Here is a 23690-nt window from a genome sequence, read left to right as displayed (position 1 = left end):
CTCTATCCCCCAATACTGCTAAATACACTCCCCGGGGAAATAGGTTAAATCGGCGTGCGGGTAGGGCTGGGAGGGTCGCCGCCTCCCCCACGGCCTAGCGCCGTGGCCGAAGGCGTAATGCGGGGCCAGCAACCGTCGGAGAGCGGGCTGCCCGGCGATGCCGGAGCCCGCCGGAGCCGTGAACCCCGTCCCGCGGGGCCGGCGGGGCTGGAGGCTCCGCTGGAGGGCGGAGTCTACCGCCGTCACCGGGGGAACCCGGCCAGGCCCGGAAGGGAGCAACCTGGCCCCGGACGCCGGCGTTCGCGGGGGTGCGGGGTGAGCGAGGGCGGGGCTAAACTCCGGGTCGCCGGAGGGCCTGCTCTCCGAGGAGCCGCGCGCCTCCCTACTCTGCTAACTGGTGGATGAGCAGATGGAGAGCGCCGGATTTTGTAGGGGCCTCGATAGGAAAGCTGTTGAGGTCATGAGCACCCCCACTATAGTGGCTAGGATGAACGATACCTTAGAGGATGCAGCCCGGCTCATGTATGAAAGCGGTGTTGGCAGTATAGTGGTAGTCGACGATGATGGGAGGCTTGCAGGCATACTGACTAGGAGGGACGTATTATACCTCGTTGCGAAGGGGGAGGCAAAGCGTAATCCCCGACTCTCAACTATAATGTCTACAAGCGTCATAACTGGGAGCCCGGATGAAGCTCTATCATCTATACTCCACAAGATGAGGGATGCCGGCGTTAAGCACGTGGTCATCGTGGATGATAAGGAGAAGCCGGTTGGAATCGTGAGCATGTGGGATATTCTAATGAGTATAGCTAGAGAGTGCCTCAGTGAAAGCCAGTAGCACACCCACCCCTCTAAAATAATTAGCCCGAAACGAGCTATGGACGAGTTTGGGGGAGTTTAGTGAAGTCGAAGCCCGCAGCACTAATACTAGTCATAGCATTACTCGCGGCATCGAGCCCTACTATGCCAGCTTGGGCTTCACAGCCTACCAGTCTAATAGAGCCAGGGGAAGTATTAGCCAAGATAGAATTCAATGGTAGAACAGGAGCAGTGGACTGGAGCCCGGATGGAAGCCTTATCGCAGTAGCCTTCACATCGAGCGCTAAGCTAGATCTTGTTCGACCCGATGGAACTATTATGGCTGAGTACTCACTACCCTACTCTGGCGAGCGGGTTGAGTGGAAGCCATCCGGCGACCTCATAGCAGTTGGAGCGGGTACTCGGCTAATCCTCATCTCACCCAACGGCATAATAGCCCTTGACAAGAATATGGGAAGCCACATCATGTGCCTCTCTTGGAGCAGAGACGGCCAGCTGATAGCTCTTGGCCTGGAGAATGGGACAATCGCATACTACAACTTCCGGGCTGGCATGTGGAGGAGGTTCGCCTATTCGAGCGCTGCAGTCACCGCGGTAGCCTGGAGCTCGGATAATAAGTTCCTCTTATGGGGAGATAGCGACGGGATAATCAGAGTACTGGATATAGACAGTCTCAGGCTTACCACGAGCTATAAGGTCTCTAGATCACCCATAACAAGCCTCAGCTATAATCCAGTATACAATATAGTAGCCTTCTCAACAGTTAACACCACCTACATGGCTTCCTTCAACAGGGGAAACATAACCATTTACACCCAGATACCGCGAGGGACCCTTGGAAACATAGAATGGTCTCCCGACGGCGAGAGGCTGATCATACCCTATGATCAAGCTGTCGCCATAGTGGGCAGGGATGGCAGTATTGCAAGAGAAGTTCATACAGAGACCATCTACCCGTATAGGTGGGCCTCCTGGAACCCCACCAACTACTCCCAGCTAGCACTCTCAGGATATAATACAGTCTACAGCAAGGGGGGACTCGTAATAGTCTACTCAGGTGCTCTTGTAAGCATCACAACAAGCCCTCCCATCACCAAGGTATGCTACTCGCAGACCTGTGGATCTAGCATAAGCTTCAATCCAGTCACGGAAACCTATAATGTGACCCTCACTCTGGAGGCTGGCGTGCCAGGTGGAGGGGTACAGATAGTAAACGTTACAGTGGCTGTGAGGGCGCTCCCCTTCCAAGAATACAGCTACAAAGCGTTCAGTCTCCTAGCTAATACGAGCCTCACGCGTAGAGTGATGGACGGGAGAGCCCTAGTCGTGATACTATGGGGAGCAGGGGCCAGCGCCTCGATCTCTAACAGCACTGGAGAATACAATGTGTCATCCAACGTCATAGTAGTCGAGCCTGGAGCCTACAATATCACGATCTACCATAAGAAGCCTAGCAGTTATATTGGTCCGTCCAGCCTCTTCGTGAAGAAGGTCGTATTCACAGCTCATGGGGGAGATGTCCTCGTATACAATTTCACCGGCTTCAACCCCGAAAACCACCTAGCATTGATCCAGCTCTTGACGGTACCAGGATCCACTCTCACCGTCTCCTATAACGGCTCCAAGGGGACTACGAGCGTCACTAACTCCTCCGCCACCTACCTTGTCCCGGCAGGCCACATACACATAACACTAGAGCTTCCCAGCAAGAATGTACTAGTCAGCGATATGAGCATGCTGGAGAAGTCCATCGACACCATACTCTACCCAGGCGACGTACTACATTTAACGTTCACCTATAATGATATTCTAGGCCGCATATCGATCAAGGGGCCTGAGGGAGCGATCCTATCCATCACGCCACCATGGTCTACACCCTATCATCAAGTAAAGTATAACTTCACCCTTACAGGGCAGGAACTAGAACTATGGGCGTATCCAGGAGTATACAGTGTAGAAGGCAGCGTTGAGGTACCAGCGAACTTTATTGGCCCGAAGACAGCCAGTGTAGAGTTCAATATAACCGTGGAGAGGGGGAGGACCGCGTGGATCGACCTCTATTCTCAGGGCAATCTAAGCACTGTGCTCGCGCTGCTGGAGAGATCCGCGAATTTGATTATAGAGTCCGAGCCAGGCTATACCGTGAGTATACATTACGATAACAAGACTCTCGAGTACAACCTGACCAACGGAACTATTAAGCTCCTAGTACCCCCCGGCGAGTACACTCTCAATCTTATAGATCCGAATAGACACGTTATAGTTAATACAAAACAGTTGACAGTGGCAGGGCCAGGGAACATAACACTCTCCCTCCAGGCCGCCGTACCGTCTACCACCCCATCCAGCGCCCCGGTGGTAGTAACTCAAACGGGGAGTAGTGGAATGATCAAGAAGGCCCTGGGAGTACTCATTATATTGATAGTTGTAGTAGTTGCAGCGGTGCTTGTTGCTAGGATGAGGGCAAGGGCTTTAGAATTCTAGCTTGGAAGCGGAGGATTCTCCACCATGGGTAGGTTCCTCGTTATAGGAGGGTGCAGGTTTATAGGATACGATGTTGCCGCATCCCTCATTGAAGAGGGAAACCAAGTCATAATATACGATGATACAAGATGCCCTTCGACGCCGAGTGGAATCGCCCGGATAATAATCTCTCCGCCAACAGACTATGAGAGACTCCTCGAAGAGGCAAGGGATGCAGATGTAATCTATAATTTCTACGAGTACAGCGGCGTAATAGAGTCCAGGAGGAATCCCGAGAAGGCGTTCGCCAGGAACGTCATGGTTTCCTCCCTCCTATACAGGATAGTAGCCCATTCACGCGTATACAGGGTAATCCACGCTTCTACAGCGGGAGTATATGGAGAGGCCCAATACCTCCCTATAACTGAGGAGCATCCAACCAACCCCCTAAACTGGTATGGTGCGACAAAGCTAGCTGGAGAGATACTCGCCCGGGAGATCCATGTAGAGAAGAAAGTTGACACGGTTATCCTCCGATTCTTCAACGTCTATGGGCCGGGAGAGTGGATGAGGGAAAATCCTGGAGTAATACATTATTTCATCATTAATGCTTTGATGGGCGCACCCTTACGCCTTGAGGGTGGAGGTGGACAGGTTAGAGACTTCATCCACGTAGCCGATGCTGTCAGGGCTTCCCTAACAGCCCTGGACATTAAGCCCGGCATTTATAATGTTGGCTCGGGCAGGGGGGTTTCGATAAGAGACGTCCTCGCTATAATCCAAGAGATACATGGTAGTCCATTAGAGGTTGTCATCGCCCCCGCCAGGTTCAATGATATCTCTAGAAGCGTCGCCGATATAGGAAGGATCAGCGAGGCTTCAAAGTGGAGGCCCCTAATCCCGTTAAGGGATGGGTTGAGGCACCTCTATAACCTGTATAGGGAGAGGTTGCAGGTCAGCTAGAGAGGATCCTGCATGCCTCCCGTATTATGTCCGCCTCTATTCTTTTATAGTATGAGTTAACAATCTGTTCATTAACCAGGCTTCCATGAGGCCGTAGGGCGCCCGAGAAAGTTTTCGGGATGTGGAGTAGCTCGTGGATAAGCGTCTTAACTTTCTCGCTGCAGGAGAGCTTGTTGAATCTCTCAGTTATCACCTCGATCACGTAGCCAGGCTCGAGGCCCGCGGCGATCCATGCTTTGGGGAGACCGTAGATCCTCGCTAATGCCCTCGATGCTGAGCCCTTGCTCTCGACGCAGCTTATCCTGTTAGGGTCTATGTGTGGGAAGAGACCTGTGGAGAGGATGAGGCGTAGGGCTTCACACACCTTTGGGGAGGGCTTATACTCGACCCTCGACATGCCTGCGGCTTCGCCCCCCGTCAAGCTACTTTCTCCACTGCTAGTGCTGATAGGATGGAAGCGTATATGTTGGCTGTAACCGGATCCGTGTCGACAACGATCTTGTTGAGCTTGACTCCTCTCAGGCTCGATGAGAGTATTAGGTCCTTGTAATTGTGCTCATCCACACCCGCTATGAACGCCGCTGTCTCCAGGGGACCCTTAGCGGTTGAAACCTCGTCGAGCGGCTTGGGCGTTGAGCCTGTGAGTATCGAGTAGTAGCGTGCGCCCGCCTCGAGGGTTGGCGAGTAATATATTGATTCATAGTTTTTACCAGCCAGGGATTCTAATTCTCTAGAGTACCTGTTGGACACCCATTCTACTGCAGAGTCGAGTGCCTCTACCTCCGCCTTAACCCTCTCCTCTCGGGCTCCCATCAGCTTAGGCCTCCAATATAGTGTCGCAGCCATCATGGTGAGTAGGGGGGCGGGCGATTTTACAATAATCCTCTCCACTCCAAGGCTGGACAGCGTCTCCTCCACCGCGGGGTGGAGGCTTGGACCCACTACTACTACTTCGACTCCTAGCGCTGAAGAGGCCATCGCTAGGTTAACTGTCCTAGCGTCTCTCTCGTCCATGGAGAAGGCTACCACCCTGTCTACCTCCCGGTATGGGAGGATGTGCACGCTCGCGAGGCTGGTATGGGCTAGGAGTGCATTGCGACCGGCGTGGAGTAGTGTGAGGTAGAGTGTGTATGCGGCTGGCTCTGCCCGCCAGGTATAGGTTATGATCACCTCTCCCTCCAAGCTGACGTGGGGGAGGGTTGACGCTTGCCTTAACGCCTCGTTGATCACTGCCTCAATGCTAGACGATTGCAATGTCCAACGCCCTGCAGCAACTGCACTTCCCGGGGTCCGGGTCCCTCGCCAGCCTTGGTATAGTCTTGTATAGTATTTCCTTGGCCCTCGAGACGTTCTGGGTCATTATCCTCTCAACCTCCTCCGCTGTAACGGGATGGTCTGCCCATACATCGTAGTCGGTGACCATTGCTAGTGTTGCGTAGCATACCTGGGCCTCGCAGGCAAGGTTTACCTCGGGGACGAGGGTCATACCTATAATGTCGGCTTTGAACACCTCCTTCCACACCCTGCTCTCGGCCCTAGTGCTGAACCTGGGTCCCTCGATGCACACGTAGGTTCCCTTGGGATGTATAGTGTAGCCTAGCTCTCGCGCTGAAGCGGTAATCTCCTCGCGGAGATCGTCGCAGAATGGGTCGGCCATGCTTACATGTGCGGTGATGGGGCCGTCGAAGAAGGTGTAATCCCTCTTCTTAGTCATGTCTATGAACTGATCCGGGACGACGAAGTCCCCCGGCTTATAGTCCTCGCGGAGGCTCCCCACTGCAGAGACGCTTATTATCCACTTAACCCCGAGGCTCTTGAGGGCCCATATGTTAGCCCTATAGTTTATCCTATGGGGCGGTATCCTATGCCCCCTCCCATGCCTTGGGAGGAAGGCGACTCTTACTCCCCCAAGCCTGCCAACTGTTATGAAGTCGCTGGGCTCCCCATAGGGCGTGTAGACCCGGACCTCAACAGGGTCCTCAATTATGCCTGGATCGTATAGGCCGCTTCCACCGATAATGCCCACGTGGGCGGAGACGCCCTCCGGCCTAGTCACGGGCCCGGTCAGGTACGACATAGACACCACCATCTAGAAGACTGTATCCCTGGAATCCATTAAATCTTGGATACCGCCCAGTCTACATAGGCGAGGCTTCTAACAGCCATAGTCGCATATAACCCTCGGGGTAGCGTGAGCCATAGTATTATCCTGCCACCCTCCACACGGCAAGAGGACCTACAAGCCTCAACAGCCACAGGCCTCATAGGGGCCTTAGCCGGAAGCAGGCGCGCTGGTATCGCCTCCTCCTCCAGCACCTCCCATAGTAGGGACGACCATCTCCCCGATTTGGAGAGGAGCCTCCTCGAGGGTAGGTGGGCGAGCCACGCCTTCCTCTCCACGGGGCAGAGGGCTCTAGACTCCCTCTCATAAACTCTTGGAGGAACCCCCTCCTCTAGTACCCTGCTGAGCATCCTATTCCATATATAGGATTCGAGGGCGTCCCTAGCAATAGATTGGGGAGTATGGTTGAGTACCCTGTAAGGGTCCCCCTCCTCCCTCATCTCCTCGAGGGCTCTCTCCTCATAACCCCCATGATAAGGGGGTTGCATGGGATACCAGTACCTATACTCTCGGACTAGAAGGCCTGGAGCCGGAATACCCGCTAGGAGCCCATAAAGGTGAGTGTTGGGCCTCTCAACACCGAACCGCTGGGGCCCATAGAAGCCAGGAACCACTAGTCCACCCGCCGCCCCGCAAACGCTCCGAGGATCTCCTTCAACTATGGTGACTTCAACCCTGAAATTATTCCAGCCGTGAACGCCTAGCTTAGGCCCCCTAGTCCTCCTCCCGATTAGCCATGCGTTGAAACCCTCTCCCTCTATCCTCTCCGGCCTCTTCGCAGCACCTCTAACAAAGACGTACTGGTACGAGATTGAGTCTGTGTCTTTGAGACCAAGAATCCTGGCCTCCCCACCCGTCTCCCGACTAATCAGGGATGCGAGCCTCTTAGATGATATCCCCTCCTTCCTTGCCCAGTAGAGTATCCACTCACCCTCCCTCTCCACCCGGAGCCTCCGCTCAGCTACTATGAAGCCGTCTGGCCTGTTGAGCCGGACGAGGGAGCCTGTGATGGGCTTATATCGTATCCCCCACGCCGCCTCTAGGGCTCTCGAGAGTACCGGCTGGATCGTCAATCGAGATCATTCCTCACCCGTATACCTGGGCGGGTAACAAGTATTATCGCGGAGGCTAAAACATAGTTGACTTGAGGCCGCGGTGACTGGGCCCCTACTCGCCGAGGCCGGGTCTGTATACTGGCTGTTGAGGAGGTGGTCCTCTGCAATAGTGTAGGAGCGGCCGCCTAGTATAGTTTCAGGCTTCCCGTCACCCTATCCACCAATGCGTTTGGAGCCGGCCCTACCGCGACCGCGGTCTTAGTTCCCGGCGGCAGCTGTGTGTGGCCGGCGTCGGCAACCAGGCTTGCAGGGAGGCCTTCGGCTTTCGCCTTCTCGTAAACCATTAGGAGCTCCTCTAAGCTATCAACCCTCAGCACCACCTTCTTCTGTCCCTCAACCCTCCACTTCTCGAGCCACTCCCTCCACTCCCTCTTCTTCGAGGATAGTATGAGGAATACAGCCTCGCAGGCCGCGTGAGCCGCTTGAGCAGCCGCCTTCCCCCTTCCCATTTCAAGGTCTCTACGCAGTACTATCGACTGCTTCATCCTACAGGGCACCGTTGGGAGCTTGTCTGGAGATGGATTAATAGATTGGATGGGGACCCTCAAGTGTACTGGTGGATGCATTGGTATGGTTCTCCCTAGTGGTGACTAGTGATAGAGTATACCGTGGTGAGAGGGAGGACAAGCTCACACCCCTGGTGAGGGAATACCTTGAAAGGAAAGGCCACGTCCTCATACACTCAACCATAGTCCCCAACGACCCAGGGATGATAAGGAGAGCCGTACTGGACGCGGCCAGCAGGGGGGATATAGTCCTCGTCACTGGAGGCACGGGCCCCTCCAAGCGTGATGTAACCGTCGACGTCCTGGAAAGAATCGCTGAGAGGAGGCTGGAGGGCTTCGGCGAAGCCCATAGGCTGAAGAGCATGGAGAAGGTGGGCTATAAAGCCCTCCTATCGAGGGCGAGCGCCTACCAGATCGGGCACTCCCTCATAATAGTATCACCGGGGGCACCAGGCGCCGTAGAGGTAGCCCTAGAGATGGCGATGGATGTAGCGGAGCACGTAAAGGCCATTGCTCAGGGGGCAAGTAGATGGGATAAGGGATGCCCGGGGAAAGACTCTTAACCCCCACCTCTTAAAAAAGGGGAGTTTGAGGGAAGGACGAGATGCCAAACGACTTCATAGTAGGCAAGCACGTCTATGGAAGCCTATACGGTATACCAAAAGACCTCGCCAGCAACGAGGAATACCTCAGGGACCTGATAAAGAGGGCAGTAGACGCTGCAGGAGCGACTCTAGCGGAGCTGAAGAGCTGGAGGATAGAGGGGGAGAAGGGGGGAGTGAGCGTTATAGCCCTTGTTCTCGAGAGCCACCTAGCACTCCACACCTGGCCCGAGTACGACTACGCCACCTTCGACGCCTACACCTGCGGCGAGAACACTGACCCATGGAAGGCCTGGGAGCTCGTCCTCCGCGAACTCAAGCCCAAATACTACACGGTCCACTACACGGACCGGAGCCAGAAACCGATACCATACCATCCCGAGGAGGAAGCCATTCCAGCCAAAGAGGCTCCAGCCTAACGTGTAAGACTGCTATCTCACTTTATAGTTTCAACATCGAAGATAAGCAGGTTCCCATTAACTGGATTCTTAAATGCTACTACAATTGAGAGCACTCCTGGATCCTGGGGGCTATTAATAAAGAAGTACAAGTTAACCTTCTGGAGCGGTTGAATAGTAATCCCCCAGAATGGTACCGCCATATCATCGGGTAGACCGACAACACTGCTCCTAGCCGCATCCAAGAGAGAGGGGCCGTTTATCGAGGTATCAATCTCGGAAGCATAGTATCCCAAACCCCTTACATCCGCGTCGGGCGGGAGAGGGAGTCCCCATAGCTCCCCAGACTCGTAGAGGTTGTATAGATCCTTGCATGGCATTATATTCTCGAACTCGACTGAATTAGTATTGTTGAGCAGCTCCACAACCCCATCACCGTCACTGTCATTGGCAATCCAAGCATACAGCTGCCTAGCTGGTTGCCCAGGATTGGTATAGTCTACTGGCGTCGCTATTATTGAACTGTCAACGGATAATCCACCTGTACCCTGTGCAACCGGGAGCAACGATAAGTAAACCCTTAACGGGTCCCCAGCCCTATTCGCTACACTAACCATGGTACAATACTGGTACTCGCCGTTAACGTTTGATGACGTGTAGATTTCAACGTGAACACTGATATAGTTAGAGTACGTAGAGTATGTGTTGTAGAGGGACTGTTCGACCCCCTGCCTCGCGTATATACCTGTAAAATAACCGTATAGGGCTATTGCAACGGCTAGTGTAGCTGCTACAAGTATCATTAGTGATATGGCGTTAGCCTGGCCCCTCCTCCTAGTGTTCGAATCCATCTAAACCCACCAGTCTCCCGCTACACTACAATATAACCTCACTCACATATTATCTTTTTACCGTAATCCACCCGCCACTGCCAGCCGTGAAGATGCGAAGTAAGACATATTGCTGTACATACGTCATTTAAAGGAGAGTGAGGGGGCATTTATTGTCTAAGAGGAGTAGAAGAGGCCAGTCAGAAGTTATCGGAGGCCTAATAGTGCTAACACTGCTATTCATGTTCGCGATACCAATAATTATGAACACCTACTACTCAATGGTAAAGACAGGGCAACAAGTCAAAGCCTCTCTAACACAGGAGAAGGGCAGCTTCAACGAGAAGCTCAGCGTTGGCCCCGTAGACCCGAACAGTGAACTTGCTCGGCGAGCTGGATGGGTGCCGGGAGTATGGATAAATAACACGGGAACGGTTGCCGTCACGCTGGACAAGCTCTACCTAGTAGACACCTACAATAACACGATCTACAAAGTATACGATTTAAAGAATGCGAGGCCGGGAACGCCTATTGATATAACTAAGATGCTAATAGATGTAACCTCGGAGGGCACCTCAAAAGGAACACCGCCCTCTGGACAACCCATAACACTTCAGCCAGGCGAAACCCTACTAATAGTATTCAACACATCCCTCATCAACGTGGCACCACACCTCGTAGTCTTAGTAGAATCCTCAAGGGGAATACTCCATCCCATAGCCGGCGCCACGGGCACACAAACCCTCTACCCCGGACGGCCAGGAGGCGCAGGGGGAGGGGCTGGAGCTTGGAGGGGGATATTTACACCCCAGAGCGGCTTCAGCCTAATAGGCTATGATCAACTCGCAAAATACGGTACATACTATGCGTGGAAGCCACCAATATTTGTGAAAGTGGAGCCAGAAGCTTTGGAGTTCTACCACAGCTTCATATATGAAGACCCAGACTATCCCGGGATGTATATGCTTGACGTGCAGGTTTATGAGAGCAAGCGGGGGCCCGATTACTACCTATTAGTCGTAACCCCCTATAAAATGAAGTCTGTGAATCTGAAAGATGGATATACAATATATGTGAGAGGATATGTAGGAACGTATGATACAGGACCGGGGAATAATAAGGCCACATATATTAGCGGCTACGCTTTCGAGGTCATTATCGTCAACTCTCATGGCAGTGTAAAATACCAGTTCGGCCCCTATCAACCCATCATCTTGGGATCTAGCCAGGATTACGGGATAATTGAGTCCGACTTCGATGGGAACGGGATAAATGAGCTGACCTTCTTCTCCTACCTTAATGGACCTACGTACTCGAGCAGTGAGAGAATTAATATAGACGCTGATGGCGATGGAAGTAGGAGTAAGGACGCTTTAGTCTGGACTTACATGGCTGCCAGGGATATAAGCGGTGTTGACTATGTGAAGGTTACCGTGAAGCTCAACTATTACTGGACAGACTTAATGCGTGGCGAATGCCCTAATTGGAGTTACAGGCACCTTAAGGTATTCTCTATAGTCGTGTGGAAGTATGACAGGGATTCTGGAACGTGGAGAATTGCGCAGTATCAGGACTTCGGGTATACGAGTGAGAAGCCTGTCCAGTTCCAGAAGACAGCAACATTCCCTCTAGATCATGACAGTACCTACCGTGTAGGAGTAATGATGTATGACAATTATAGGGACTGGGATGGTTATGGCTACCATTGCTATAAGGACTTCACCATGAGCCTGGAGCACATGATAGTCGAGTATGGAGTCTACAACCCGCTATTCCAGGAGAGCCCACCACTATACATTGTAGCTATTCCGCAAGCCGATCTCATCGGAGACATAGGAGAGAAGGACTATGCCAAAGCATATAACATCTCGGACCTATCAACGGCCAAAGTCCTAGCCCAACAGTCTCTACTCAATAAGCTCGAAAGCGAGCTGGGCTACGCGGGGGTGGCTGGCTATACGGTAGTAAGGGACCCCACTACACTCTGTAAACTACTCTTCTCTAGCGACCCTCCGAAATACGCTGTAATAATCTGGCTGCAGGGCAATAAGACACTCTCCGAAGTCACTGAGGGAGTCTGTAGCGTTGATTATTCTACACTCCGAGATAAGATCAGGGAGAATCACTGGGTACTAGTATGGCCCTTTGGCAAGCCATTCGGTGACATCACGGCTACATACACCTTTAACCACAGGGTCACTATTAATGGGCCCGGCAACTACACTGGGAACATTACTGAGGAGGGCATAAGTGTTAGGAAGAAGGCATACGCCTTCTACCTCCTAAACAGTGTCCCGTTCGAATACGAGGTCGTAGTTGGAGGTGACGATTTAGTAAAGAATACATCCTTCTACAAGATAGATGAGGATACCTATGGTACTGTTGGTTTCTGGGTATACGATTCCACCTATACGATAGTAAAGGGAGCGGTAGTACTCAACCCTGTCCACGTAGACTGGGATGCCTCTGGAGACGGAGCCCTTCCAGAGACTATCGCGCAGCAGGTAGTTTACTCGGCCCTCATAGCGTGGGTCGAGACATACCAGAACACTTGAGACCGGTAAATCCTTCCATTTTCCAACTAATACACTAGTGGACCGGCTAGTCTCTTTACTAGGATATGGAGCTCTCGTCACCTATAAAGGTGTATATTGATTACTTGTCTTTGACAATAATATAGAGTGGCAGTGGGAGCTATGAGGTCTGTTAAGTTTAAGTTAGCACTAGAAGATGTCCGAGAGGAGGATGGTAGATATACTGCTACTATTCGTTTGAAGGTTAGTGGAGAGGATAGGCTGATTAGGCTGGAGAAGCTTGCTCACCGTCCATATGAGGCTTGGGCCCGATTAGAGGAGGGGGTTCTCACGATCGACCTCATAGGTCCTGGCGGGGAGGGTTATGCGAGCTGCATAATCCACTTGGAGAATCTAGAGAAGCGGAATTGCAGGAGCCTGCTGCTTCCACCCTCCGAGTAGGAAGGATCCTAGGGGAAACCCGCTCTCCCTAAACAAGTGTTCACCGCTTGGGCGAGCGTGTTGAATCGGGGTCTAAGGGGATTACGGGCTCTAGCTATGTTCCTGGTATGGTCCCTGGGGTGTTTAACTGGAATTCAACCTGTGGGGGAGTTAGTTTCCGGTTAACTCTACCCCTGCTCGCCTGGCTGGTTGAGTTAAGCCCCGGTTAACTCTACCCCTCCAATCACAGCCAAAAACCATACCATTCGATTAAATATTTATACTAGTTTAACACAGATTATGGCTGTAATACTCTTCATCAGAGTACCCTGCAAGCTCAAACCCTTATGCTATATCTAGAGCGTTATATGTTGTGTGAGGCTAAGTGCGTGTAACACCTAATACTATATTTTAACACATTTTTATTACTAATTCCTGGTATTAATCACACGGTTTTTGGCTGGAGAGAGGGGGTTTATGGTCTATATTATGGGGCGGCTTGCTTGGGCTTCTCAGTGACCTTTAATACCAAATATAACCATTAATATTTATTCTTATGTTTATATCGAGTATTATTAGGCTGGATCCAGAGCCAACAATACATGCCATGATATAGCTGATAGCCCGCGGATCCTAGGAGTACAATGCCCAGTGTAATACCGGTATCATGTACCGTTAGACATCCACCAGTACACTTACCAGTTGACAGGAGAGTGGATGCATCCACACACTGCAGGAAGCACTCTACCCCCCGTTGGGGAAAGGCTTGTTCGACTATTGGATGGTAATAGGTACCGTGTTTAATGCCCCCCAATACCTTCAGTAATTGTGGGGATGATGTAGCCGACATAGTGGCTACTTGATGGCCGAGGGTCAATGGGCTGACCCGTCATGACGAGGACTTCATGATTATTTATCTTGATTGAAAGCTAATAATACAAGTAATGGGCGTTCAAAGTGCTCGCCCGAAACAGTAAATTCTGCATTGCTGGAGTAGTCTCGGAGCTATACAGTAGAAACTTAATAGATGATATAGTAAGCGAGGTTAAGGCTTCAGCGCGGAAGTTCCCTAATGAGTTTCTGGGCGTGTACCGTGACCCCGAGCTTTTACGGGAGGCTGTTGCTGCCTGCAATGTTGTTCTTCTTATCGTCGGGAGCGGTGGTACTGAGGGAATAATTTACAAGGGACTCCGACATTATAGGGGGAGCCTACTGCTACTCAGTTATAATGCCCATAATAGCTTAGCTGCCGCCGTCGAAGTCTTGCCGGCACTGCGCGACGCGGGTGTAAGGGTTACCCTGTATAATCACAGGTTGGGCTATGAGCGTAAAGGGCTCAAGGACTATTTGAGGGTCGCTAGCGCCCTGGCAAGGTTCTACTCCTCAAAGATAGGATTGCTCGGTGGACCTGCTCCTTGGCTCGTGTACTCTGGCATGACAGCTGAAGAGGCTGCCAGATTCGGGCCTAGGATAGCGGAGATACCATTGAAGAGGCTATATGAATATTACATGGAAGTTGGAGACGAGGAAGCCCATGAACTCGCAGAGATGTATAGGGGGAGGACTTCTTCCCTGATAAGCGATAAGGGCCTATTAAACGTTATGAAATTACACCTTGCAGTGAAAAGGATAGTGGAGGAAGAGGAGCTGGATGCCTTCACAATAGACTGCTTCGAGGTAACCAGGGTCCTCGGCGTAACACCCTGTTTTACTCTAGCCTATCATAACTCGATAGGGGTAATCGCCGGCTGCGAGGGAGACCTCTCATCCCTGCTAGCCATGATGATAGCTTCCTACATCTCAGGCGGCCCGCCCTTCATGGGCAACCTGGGAGATGCCACTCAGGACACAATAGTAGTCTCACACTGCACGGCCCCGTTAAATCTAGGCTTATACTACTTTACAACCCACTTCGAGACGGGGAGGCCGCTCGGGGTGAGCGTGACTCCTCCAGCAGGGAGGGTTGTAACCATACTGAAGCTCAATCATAGGAGGAAGCAGGTCTTGGTGGGTAGAGGCACCATTGTGTCTTCGAGCCCACGTCCAAACCTGTGTAGGACGCAGGTGGTTGTAAGGGTCCCCTTCGACCCCGAGATCCTACTAGAAGAGTCCCGGGGGAACCATTACACTCTAGTACTGGGAGACCATGTGTGGAAGGTTAGTGTTGCGGCGAGGCTATTGGGGCTCAACGTCGTAGACCTCACCCGGATAACAGGCTAGATACCTTCTCTACTAGCCACCCCAGTACATCTAGTATGCTTGGACCGTAGTGGGCGAGGCTGTCTGGCTCCAGTATTATGATTCTATTCTCTTCTAGCGCCTTCAGCTTATCTAGGCCTCTCTCCCGGAATGATTCGAGGATCTTCTCCTCACTGTACTTCTTGTAGGGGGCCTTCTCATATAGGAGGACGTGAGGGTCCCTCTCTATGATAGCTTTAGTATCGGGGTTTATTATCCATGGCTGCCGGATGTCGCTGAATATGTTAGCTAGCCCTACCCTGTAGAGAGCATCGTCTATGTAGCTGTGGGCTCCTATAGAGACTGGGCCTCCAAGATCTATCTCGTAGTATACTCTCACATCCCCTTCTATTCTTCCAAGCCCCTCAAGCTTCCCTGCAAGATCCTGTGATAGTCTTCTCGCAGCTTGGATCTCCCCTGTAACGATCCCTGTCTGGACGACCATGTCTATGATTCCCGGCAGGGAGACAGGTAGGGGGATGGGGTAGACTGTGTAGCCTTTACTGTCTAGTTCTAGTGCGAGCCTCCTCTGGGCTCCGGTCGTCACCAGTATTAGGTCCGGGTCGAGTTCTTCGAGCTTCCTGTAGTTTACCTGGAAGTAGCTGCCGAGCCTAGGCTTCTTCTTCGCCTCCTCCGGCTTGTTGCAGAAGAAGCTGACACCAGCTATCCTATCCTCTAGTCCCAGCAGGAAGAGGATCTCTGTTATCGCGGGGGCAAGGCTGACTATTCTCTCCGGCCTCTCTGGCACGCTCACCTCTCTTCCTAGGACCTCGGAGAATACCTTCACCTCTCCCATCTACTGGACACCCTAACCAATCCTGTACAGTAGGTTTCAAGTGATAGACTAATTAGCCCACTACATAACCATATAGGATTAATAGGATATATATCGCTCGGAAGTGAAGGGTCATGCCCCACCTCTTTAACAAGGATGAAGTAGAGCGATTGAAGAAGGAAGTTGAACGTTGGGAGAGGGAAGTCGTCCCCCAGTGGCTTAAACGGCTTCCTGAGAGGATGGATGAATTCACAACCCTATCCGGTATACCTGTCAAGAGGGTCTACACTCCAGCCGACATAGAGGACTTCGACTACATGGAGAAGCTAGGCCTCCCGGGCACATACCCCTTCACGAGAGGCATACACGCCACCATGTACAGGGCGAGACTCTGGACTATGAGGATGTTCTCCGGGTTCGGAGGCCCAGAGGAGACGAATGAGAGGCTCAAGTTCCTTATAAGGCATGGAGAGACAGGATTGAGCCTGGCATTCGACTACCCCACTCTCATAGGGATAGACCCCGACGACCCCCTGGCTGAGGGGGAAGTAGGCATCGTCGGCGTGAGCGTGCCAACACTTAAGGACATGGAGATCATATTCGACGGCATAGACATGGGTGCTGTGACCACGAATATGACGATAAACCCGCCAGCCCCGGTGCTCTTAAGCTTCTACGTCGCCACAGCCGAGAAGCAGGGGGTACCCTACGAGAGGATTGGTGGAACAACCCAGAATGATCCCCTCAAAGAGTTCATCGCGCAGAAGAGCTATGTCTTCCCGCCCGAGCCTGCAGTGAAGGTTGCAATGGACCTTATAGAGTGGAGCGTGAAGAACCTCCCCAAGTGGAACCCGATAAGCATATCCGGCTACCATATAAGGGAGGCTGGAGCCACCGCGGTCCAAGAGCTAGCCTTCACCCTTGCCGACGGGATAGAGTATGTAAGGCAGCTGATAAACAGGGGACTCAACGTCGACGAGTTCGCGCCTAGGCTGTCATTCTTCTTCGACTCTCACATCAACTTCTTCGAGGAGATCGCTAAGTTCAGGGCTGCGAGGAGGATGTGGGCCAAGATAATGAAAGAGTGGTTCGGGGCCAAGAAGAGGAGGAGCATGTGGCTCAGGTTCCACACACAAACCGCCGGCGTTAGCCTAACCGCCCAGCAACCCTACAACAATATAGTGAGGACCGCTATAGAGGCTCTAGCCGCAGTGCTCGGTGGAACCCAGAGCCTCCACACCAACAGCTTCGACGAGCCTTTCAGGGTGCCCAGCGAGTTCGCCGCCAAGATCGCTTTGAGAACCCAGCAGATCATAGCCTATGAGACGGGGGTGGCTGATACCATAGACCCGCTGGCTGGCTCCTACTTTGTAGAGTGGCTAACTGATGAAATGGAGGAGAGGGCGTGGAGGTATATTGAGAGGATCGAGAGGATGGGTGGGATGCTGGAGGCTGTGAAGAAGGGCTTCCCCCAGAGAGAGATAACCGAGGCGAGCTACCAGTTCCAGAAGGACGTTGAGGAGGGTAGGAAGTTCATTGTTGGAGTCAATATTTTCGTAGAGGAAGAGGAGGATGAGGTTAGAAACGTTCCCCTCCTAGAGTTCGACCAGGAGGAGATAGAGGAGAGGCAGAAGAGGAGGGTGAAGATGGTTAGGAGTATGAGGAACAAGGAGAGGTGGGAGAGGGCTCTAAACAACCTCCGCCGGGCGGCGGAGAGGGGTGAAAACATAATGCCATATGTACTAGAGGCGGCTAAGGCCTACGCGACCCTGGGAGAGATAATGGGGACCCTCAAGGAGGTGTATGGAGTATATGTCGAGCCCCCAATCTACTAGAGCGGTAGACGCTCTGCTAGCCCCCACGAAGAGGCCCATCAAGGTGCTCGTGGCGAAGATAGGTATAGACGGCCACGATAGGGGGGCGAAGGTTATCGCTAGAGCCTTGAAGGACGCGGGCTTCGAGGTAGTCTACACAGGTATAAGGCAGACGCCGAGGCAGGTGGCAGTAGCGGCTGTGCAGGAGGATGTAGACGTTATCGGCGTAAGCATACTGAGCGGCGCCCACATGCACCACGTCAAGAAGCTCATGGAGGAGCTGAAGAAGCTCAACGCCGACGACATACCAGTGGTGGTGGGGGGCACTATACCTATACCGGACATAGAGCCGTTGAAGAAGCTCGGGGTAAAGGAGGTTTTCCTGCCGGGTACAAGCCTTAGGGATATAGTGAGAGTCGTGAGGACCCTAGCCGAGGAGAAGAGGAGAAGAGAGGAGTCCTAACCATCACTCCCCAACCCAACATTTTATAGAGTAACACGCGGGAACCACCTACAAGGGTGCATCCTCGCTTGCAGATCATACACGCCTCGGACACCCATCTAGGAGCGAGACCCTACGGGATACCACAGCTTCGCGACCACGTCCTCGAAGCATTCAATAAACTGATCGAGTACGTGGTCGAAGCGAAGCCCGACTTCCTAGTAATATCCGGAGACGTCCTAGACAGGCCTAAGCCGGAGACCGAGATAATACACTATCTTGTAAGGAAGCTCAAAGAAGTGACTAGACACGGCGTAAAGGTTGTGCTGGCTCATGGAGAACACGATACTCCATCCCGACGGGATAAGACTAATCTGGAAGTGATAGCTGAAGCCTTGGATGGAGTATACGCGCCCAGGGTGAGCGGGGAGTCCCTAGAGGAGAGGGTTTCCCGCTCTATACTAAGGTTCGATGAAGGCACTATTGCAGTATACCAGTTCATTAAAGCTCATCCAGATAGGCAGAGGGAGTATGCAAGCCTAATTCTTCCATTATACAGTAGGGCTCTCGATAAGATAAACGGGGTGAAATTATTCGTAGCACACATCGGGATAGAGGGAGTGCTATTCGATAACGCGACGCACGCCAACATAAGAGACCTTCCAAAAGCCGACTATGCTGCACTAGGACATCATCATGGGAGATGGTATTGGAGGAGAGAGGGAGATGCAGGCCCCAAGCTAGCGGTATACCCGGGCAGCCTCTACCCTTTAAACATCAGGGAGGTTAGGAGCGATACTAAGAGGGGACCCCTCCTAGTGGATCTCTCAAGTGATGAGCCCGTGATCCAGGAGGAGTATGAGATTGAGGTGGCGAAACACGTTGTAGTGGGACCCGTCAGGATAGAGGCAAACAAGTACCTTGAAGCGAAGAGGAGACTCGTAGAGCTGGTTGAGAGGCAGATACGTGGCTTGAGTGGAGAGGTGATCGTTCACGCAGAGGTAAAGATCGGCCCCGGGGTATCGAGGAGCCGAGTTGACTCGATAGTAGCCGAGGCGGCCAAGAACCTTGGTGTACTCATAGTTCCCAAGATAGAAACCACCCACAGCATCAGGGGGGTAGCTGGAAGGGAGGTATCCATAGCAGGCATAAATCCAGTCGAGATCATAAAGGCCTCCTACGGCGTCTCCCAGGAGACGGCGGAGCTCATACTAGCGCTTAAGGACGCCCTCTCATCCGGCGATCTCGAAACTGCTGAGAAGATAATTGACGAGCTAACCACTAAGGGCGAGCTTTTGAAAATTGCTGCTAGAATGGGGTTGAGGTGAAAAATATGGGTAGGTATACGATCAAGGAACTCGCCCTCACAAACATTACGACCCACTCTAACACGAGGCTCACAGAAATACCAAGGCGTGGAAGCCTAGCCATTATAGGGCCTAATGGAGCGGGGAAGTCGAGCATTATAGAGTCAATATACTTCGCACTAACCCTTTCACCTCTAGGAACAAGAAATACCAGAGACCTAGTCTCATGGGGGCGAGAGCAGGGGAAGATTACCCTCGTACTAGAATCTGATGATGGAGACGAGATTAAATCCATCGTATACATTAAGGCCAGAGATAGGAGGGCGAAGGAAGCCTACCTATTCAGGCAAGGTAAGACAATAGCTACTGGAGTAGACAGCTACAAGAGGGAAATGGCAAAACTCCTGGGGATCCGTAGTGTCCGGGATTATGATGACCTCTTGAGGCTCAGCGCAATAATCCCACAGGGGGGACTGCAGGAGATAGCACGTGAAATGAGCAAACCCTCCAAGTTCAGGGAGCTTGTAGAGAAGTCTATAGGGTTGCCGGATTATAAGAGAGCCGTAGAAAAGCTTGAACAGGCTACACTAGAAGTTGACGGCTACACTTTCAACATACCAAGGATCTCCTCCGTACACCCGGCCATGATCGCCTCTAGGTCCAAGAACTACAAGAGACTAGTCGAGAAGATAGCTGATACAAGAGAAAACCTTGAAAAAATAAGGAAGGAGATCAAGAACAGCATTAACCTTAAGGAGAAGCTAGAGGATGAGACCAAGAGGCTGCAAGCCTTAGCTGATAGGCTAAAGAATGAGGTTGAAGAACTATCAAAGAAGCAGCAAACGATAGCCTCGAGGCTTGAGTCGGTAAAGCAGAAAATCAAGCTACTAGGAAGGAAGAAGGACGAATATGAGAATGCTAAGAGAGAACTGGAGGAAGCTAGGAAGGCTCTCCAGCTTCTCCCTAGAGTTGAGGAGGTCGCCGGGCTCCACGATGAGTTCACGAGGATCCATGAATTGAGGAACACGATAATGAAATTAGAATATAATAAGAAAGAACTGGAATCAATACTAGAAAACCTCAAAACAATTGAGGAAAACAAGAGCTATTACGAGGAGTATGAGGGGCTAGCAGAAGAGTATGATAAGCTTGAGAATCAGCGCCTGCAACTAGCAAGTGAAAAATCAAGCTTAGAGAAAGAGGTAGAAAACCTTAACAAGCAAAGAGAAGCAATCAACTCCATCATGGATCAGCTCTCACTCCTTCTAAACCTGAAGAGAACAGGCAGTATCGAAGAAGACTATGAGTGGATAAATGCAAAGCTGAAGGAACTGGAGAGGGACAGAGACGAAGCCCGCAGGAAACTAGAAGAATTGAATAGAGAAGAGTCGAGTATTGCGAGTAAGATCGAGGAGGCGAAAAAAGCACTGGATGCAATAATATCCGCGACACAGCCTAAGTGCCCCGTCTGTGGCAGACACCTCGACGAGAATTCAAAAAGAGAAATAATAAACCGTCTAGAGGAGAGTATAGTCAACTACAGTAACAAACTGAAGAATTTGAAAAACGAGAGGCTAAGGATAGAGCAAACCCTGAGCATTATTGAAGACCAGCTGGATAGGGCAAAAGCACTCCTAAACAAGCTCTCTCTCCTAAAGGAGAGTCTAAATACTCGGGACCTAGAAGAGAAGAAGAGAAAACTAGCTGATATAGAAAGGAGATACAATGAGGTAGAGAAGAGGATAAAGGAGGTAGGAGCGCGTCTTCTAGAACTCGAAGAAGCCGTGAGAGCTTATCATTCGGCCTTAGATAATCTAGAGAAACTTGGCTTAGACCCGTCCCAAAAAGTGGAGATAGAAGCCCGCTACAGGCAGTTGACTGGAGAGCTGGAAGAGCTCCGCGCGGAGCACGATTCCAGGATACGGAGGATCCTCGAGATTACTGGGAAGAAGAGGTTAGAGGATGCGCTGGTAGAGGTCGAGAGGGCGAGGAAGCTGCTGGTCGAGCTAAAAGTGAAAGCTAGGAGAGCTGGAGAGCTCGAAGAAAAAATAAGGGAGCTGGAGAGCGAGCTAGTTGAGCTCGAGGAGGCTGAGAGTCTCCTCTCCAATCTAGAAGAGGAGTACATGGAGATAGAGAGACTTCTAAGCGAGAGAAGCGAGGAGCTGGAGAGAGTTCGTGAGGAGAAGGAGAACACTGCCAGGGAATTAGCTAAGATAGAAGCTACGATTGAGCACCTTGAAGAGAAGGAGGGCGAACTGAAAAAGGAGCTTGAAGTTCTTTCAAAAGCCAAATCCAAGATGATAACCGCGATAATGGCTGGAGTTATTATTAAAGATACCCAGGAAAAGCTGCTGGAGACCACTAGGCAGGAGCTCGAGAGTGCAATGAGCGAGATCCTGGAGAAGTTCGGCCTGGCTTACAGAGAGGTAGAGATAGATAACACGCAAGAGGGCTTCGAGGTCTATGTGAAGACGATAGACGATAAAGGAAGGATAAGGAAGGCCCAGGTATCGAATCTAAGCGGTGGAGAGCAGACTGCTCTAGCCCTCTCCTACGTCCTCGCGCTCCAGAGAGTGCTAGCGATAAAACTGGGATTCCTAATACTTGATGAACCTACCAGCAACCTTGATAGCGAGAGGAGGAGCACATTGATAGACTTGATAAGCAACCTCGCGAACTATGACCTCGCTGGGCAACTGATTATTGTAACCCATCACGAGGAAGTCATAGACAGTGTTGACAAGACTTGCAGGATCGAAAGATTGGGGGGAGGCGTTCTCGAAGGTAGATTGCTAGGGCCTGGGAGCCCAGCCATAAAATTATAATCCCCTAATCTATTAGGGTTTTGAGAATCGCTTCTGTTATATCCACAGTGTCCTTCCTCACACCAGTTCTCCAGTTATAGTATGCGATGCCTATCCAGTCGTGCACTGCATCATCTGGTCCTCTATCATTTTCCTCGAGGTACATTGAAGGCCATCCTAGTGTGCCGGCACTCCTCCAGTTGAGGTCGTCAAGGTATACTATGAGGTCTGGAGGGTCCCCATTTACTTCAGGGTATAGTTCTGAGGGCGTGTAGACTTTCGTCTCCCACCTCTCTCCATCCGGCCCCCTAACTGACTCGAGCTTCTGCTTGAACTCCTCTATGAAGCCGGGAACCTCCTCTGGGTCTATGGTGCCCTTTGGCTCTCTCCCCTTGATGTTCAGGAATATTCTGGCATAGTAGCCTCCCCAGCCCCAGGCCTTCGTCTTCTCCCAGTCAACCATGTCTGGCCGCAGGTCTACCCCGGGCTTTTCGGGCTTCTTTTTGAGGGCTAGGTACCCCTCTTCTATCAGCCACTGGTTTATGGCGAATGCGCCCTTCATAGCCTTTGCTCCATGGTCGGAGACGACTATCACCCTTGTATCTTTCGGCACGACCTCGAGGATCTCTCCCACGTACTTATCGACGAGCTTGTAGTACTCGGGTATGACGTTCTCATACTTGTTTCCATGCCCTGGATAGCGCGGATGATTGGGATCATAGTACTTCCAGAATGCATGCTGCACCCTATCCACACCTATCTGAACGATCATTGCAAAATCCCACTTCTTGCCCGCTAACAGGTGCTTGAAGACCTTGAACTGATTCTCCGTCATCTCCCAGAGGCCCTTAACTATAGAATCCTTATCCTCTACCCTGAAGGGCACATCGAACTGGTAGGGTCCCCCTATAAGTGTCTCGATCTCCCTTTTGAGGCTCGGCGGCCAAGTATACGCCTTATCCGGGCCCGGAGTAATGAAGTCTGTAACTAGATACCCCTTTATGGGCCTAGGCGGATAGGTTGGAGGGACCCCCACCACAATACTCGATCTCCCAGCCCTCGTGTAGAGATCCCATACTCTTGGATAGCGTACATTCCTAGAGTTCACTATATACATGCTCTCATAGTCTCCCGGCTTCCTATGCCGGAACCCATACATCCCCAGCTCGCCAGGAGTCTTGCCAGTCAACATAACAGTCCAGGCGGGTATAGTTATCGGAGGGTGAGAACTCCTCAGATTGTGGGTCTCCTCCATTAGAGAGGAGAGGTTTGGAATCTCATCTTTCAACTCATCATACATGAGCCTCGGCGGAGCACTATCCAGGCCTATGACCAGGACCTTTTCTTCCGGCAACCTTTCCGCCAATGACAACTTAAGCCACCCTCATAACCACCCCAATACCAGGGATATAACAGGTTTCACTCGTTACTAGCACAGGAACAAATGCTACGTGTCTCAGAACTACATCTCCTCTTCAGGAGAGAATTACGAGATTCATGTATACATTGTGTGAACCTGTTATGTTGCGGGCTTGAGG

The 23690-nt window shown here is 51.7% G+C and carries 20 protein-coding genes and 1 other RNA gene; 13 read left to right on the top strand and 8 right to left on the bottom strand.

Annotated features, from left to right (window positions below; all coding sequences use genetic code 11):
• Positions 1-53 precede the first annotated feature (53 nt).
• The 4 genes from ffs (at position 54) to ACZ47H_RS03665 (ending at position 4245) form a co-directional block, all read left to right on the top strand.
• Positions 54-377, top strand: an RNA gene (gene ffs, locus ACZ47H_RS03680) — signal recognition particle sRNA.
• A gap of 32 nt (positions 378-409) precedes the next feature.
• Positions 410-838 (top strand): CBS domain-containing protein, encoded by a 429-nt coding sequence (locus ACZ47H_RS03675; protein ID WP_464933840.1) that lies wholly within the window; start codon positions 410-412, stop codon positions 836-838.
• A 62-nt stretch (positions 839-900) separates the two neighbouring features.
• Positions 901-3303, top strand: a complete 2403-nt coding sequence (locus tag ACZ47H_RS03670) for a WD40 repeat domain-containing protein (protein WP_464933839.1) — start codon at positions 901-903, stop codon at positions 3301-3303.
• 24 nt (positions 3304-3327) lie between these two features.
• A complete protein-coding gene (locus ACZ47H_RS03665; RefSeq protein WP_464933838.1) occupies positions 3328-4245 on the top strand; it encodes an NAD-dependent epimerase/dehydratase family protein in 918 nt (305 codons plus the stop codon).
• Here ACZ47H_RS03665 and ACZ47H_RS03660 read toward each other — a convergent pair.
• The 5 genes from ACZ47H_RS03660 to pth2 all read right to left on the bottom strand — a co-directional run bounded on the left by ACZ47H_RS03660 (position 4238) and on the right by pth2 (position 7967).
• Positions 4238-4666 carry a putative metallopeptidase gene (locus ACZ47H_RS03660; RefSeq protein WP_464933837.1) on the bottom strand — a complete coding sequence of 143 codons (429 nt, stop codon included), beginning with the start codon at positions 4664-4666 and terminating at the stop codon, positions 4238-4240. The two genes, ACZ47H_RS03665 and ACZ47H_RS03660, sit on opposite strands and share 8 nt — an antisense overlap.
• Positions 4663-5499 (bottom strand): hypothetical protein, encoded by an 837-nt coding sequence (locus ACZ47H_RS03655; protein ID WP_464933836.1) that lies wholly within the window; start codon positions 5497-5499, stop codon positions 4663-4665. The genes ACZ47H_RS03660 and ACZ47H_RS03655 overlap by 4 nt, the downstream gene beginning before the upstream one ends.
• The gene (locus tag ACZ47H_RS03650; RefSeq protein WP_464933835.1) at positions 5486-6322 is read right to left on the bottom strand and encodes an S-methyl-5'-thioadenosine phosphorylase; all 837 of its coding nucleotides are present in this window, start codon (positions 6320-6322) and stop codon (positions 5486-5488) included. The genes ACZ47H_RS03655 and ACZ47H_RS03650 overlap by 14 nt, the downstream gene beginning before the upstream one ends.
• 38 nt (positions 6323-6360) lie before the next feature.
• Complete coding sequence (gene truD / locus ACZ47H_RS03645) at positions 6361-7440, bottom strand: tRNA pseudouridine(13) synthase TruD (RefSeq protein ID WP_464933834.1); 1080 nt, start codon at positions 7438-7440, stop codon at positions 6361-6363.
• 167 nt (positions 7441-7607) lie between these two features.
• Complete coding sequence (pth2, locus tag ACZ47H_RS03640; protein ID WP_464933833.1) at positions 7608-7967, bottom strand: peptidyl-tRNA hydrolase Pth2; 360 nt, start codon at positions 7965-7967, stop codon at positions 7608-7610.
• A gap of 80 nt (positions 7968-8047) precedes the next feature.
• Here pth2 and ACZ47H_RS03635 point away from each other — a divergent pair, with 80 nt between their 5' ends.
• Positions 8048-8551, top strand: coding sequence for a MogA/MoaB family molybdenum cofactor biosynthesis protein (locus ACZ47H_RS03635; protein ID WP_464933832.1), 504 nt, complete (start codon positions 8048-8050; stop codon positions 8549-8551).
• Between the two features lie 41 nt (positions 8552-8592).
• A complete protein-coding gene (speD, locus tag ACZ47H_RS03630) occupies positions 8593-9009 on the top strand; it encodes an adenosylmethionine decarboxylase (RefSeq protein ID WP_464933831.1) in 417 nt (138 codons plus the stop codon).
• Positions 9010-9026: 17 nt separating this feature from the next.
• On the opposite strand, the gene ACZ47H_RS03625 is transcribed toward speD, so the two are convergent.
• Complete coding sequence (locus ACZ47H_RS03625) at positions 9027-9839, bottom strand: hypothetical protein (RefSeq protein ID WP_464933830.1); 813 nt, start codon at positions 9837-9839, stop codon at positions 9027-9029.
• 152 nt (positions 9840-9991) lie between these two features.
• Between ACZ47H_RS03625 and ACZ47H_RS03620 the strand changes: the two genes are divergently transcribed.
• The 3 genes from ACZ47H_RS03620 (at position 9992) to ACZ47H_RS03610 (ending at position 14992) form a co-directional block, all read left to right on the top strand.
• The gene (locus tag ACZ47H_RS03620) at positions 9992-12373 is read left to right on the top strand and encodes a hypothetical protein (RefSeq protein WP_464933829.1); all 2382 of its coding nucleotides are present in this window, start codon (positions 9992-9994) and stop codon (positions 12371-12373) included.
• A gap of 141 nt (positions 12374-12514) precedes the next feature.
• Positions 12515-12793, top strand: a complete 279-nt coding sequence (locus ACZ47H_RS03615) for a hypothetical protein (RefSeq protein ID WP_464933828.1) — start codon at positions 12515-12517, stop codon at positions 12791-12793.
• Positions 12794-13729: 936 nt separating this feature from the next.
• Positions 13730-14992, top strand: a complete 1263-nt coding sequence (locus tag ACZ47H_RS03610) for a hypothetical protein (protein WP_464933827.1) — start codon at positions 13730-13732, stop codon at positions 14990-14992.
• Here the strand turns inward: ACZ47H_RS03610 and ACZ47H_RS03605 are convergent.
• Positions 14973-15806, bottom strand: coding sequence for an ABC transporter substrate-binding protein (locus tag ACZ47H_RS03605; RefSeq protein WP_464933826.1), 834 nt, complete (start codon positions 15804-15806; stop codon positions 14973-14975). The two genes, ACZ47H_RS03610 and ACZ47H_RS03605, sit on opposite strands and share 20 nt — an antisense overlap.
• A 113-nt stretch (positions 15807-15919) precedes the next feature.
• Between ACZ47H_RS03605 and ACZ47H_RS03600 the strand changes: the two genes are divergently transcribed.
• The 4 genes from ACZ47H_RS03600 to ACZ47H_RS03585 all read left to right on the top strand — a co-directional run bounded on the left by ACZ47H_RS03600 (position 15920) and on the right by ACZ47H_RS03585 (position 22173).
• Positions 15920-17620: a methylmalonyl-CoA mutase family protein gene (locus tag ACZ47H_RS03600; protein WP_464933825.1), complete on the top strand. Its 1701-nt coding sequence runs from the start codon at positions 15920-15922 to the stop codon at positions 17618-17620.
• 13 nt (positions 17621-17633) lie between these two features.
• On the top strand, positions 17634-18062 hold the full coding sequence (locus ACZ47H_RS03595) for a cobalamin B12-binding domain-containing protein (RefSeq protein ID WP_464933943.1): 429 nt from the start codon (positions 17634-17636) through the stop codon (positions 18060-18062).
• A gap of 68 nt (positions 18063-18130) precedes the next feature.
• The gene (locus tag ACZ47H_RS03590; RefSeq protein WP_464933824.1) at positions 18131-19369 is read left to right on the top strand and encodes a metallophosphoesterase family protein; all 1239 of its coding nucleotides are present in this window, start codon (positions 18131-18133) and stop codon (positions 19367-19369) included.
• Between the two features lie 5 nt (positions 19370-19374).
• Positions 19375-22173 (top strand): AAA family ATPase, encoded by a 2799-nt coding sequence (locus tag ACZ47H_RS03585; RefSeq protein ID WP_464933823.1) that lies wholly within the window; start codon positions 19375-19377, stop codon positions 22171-22173.
• Between the two features lie 4 nt (positions 22174-22177).
• On the opposite strand, the gene ACZ47H_RS03580 is transcribed toward ACZ47H_RS03585, so the two are convergent.
• Positions 22178-23524, bottom strand: a complete 1347-nt coding sequence (locus ACZ47H_RS03580) for an alkaline phosphatase family protein (RefSeq protein WP_464933822.1) — start codon at positions 23522-23524, stop codon at positions 22178-22180.
• Positions 23525-23690: the final 166 nt, after the last annotated feature.

This window comes from Thermodiscus maritimus (genome assembly GCF_055382595.1).
This window is presented reverse-complemented; position numbering and strand designations above follow the sequence as displayed.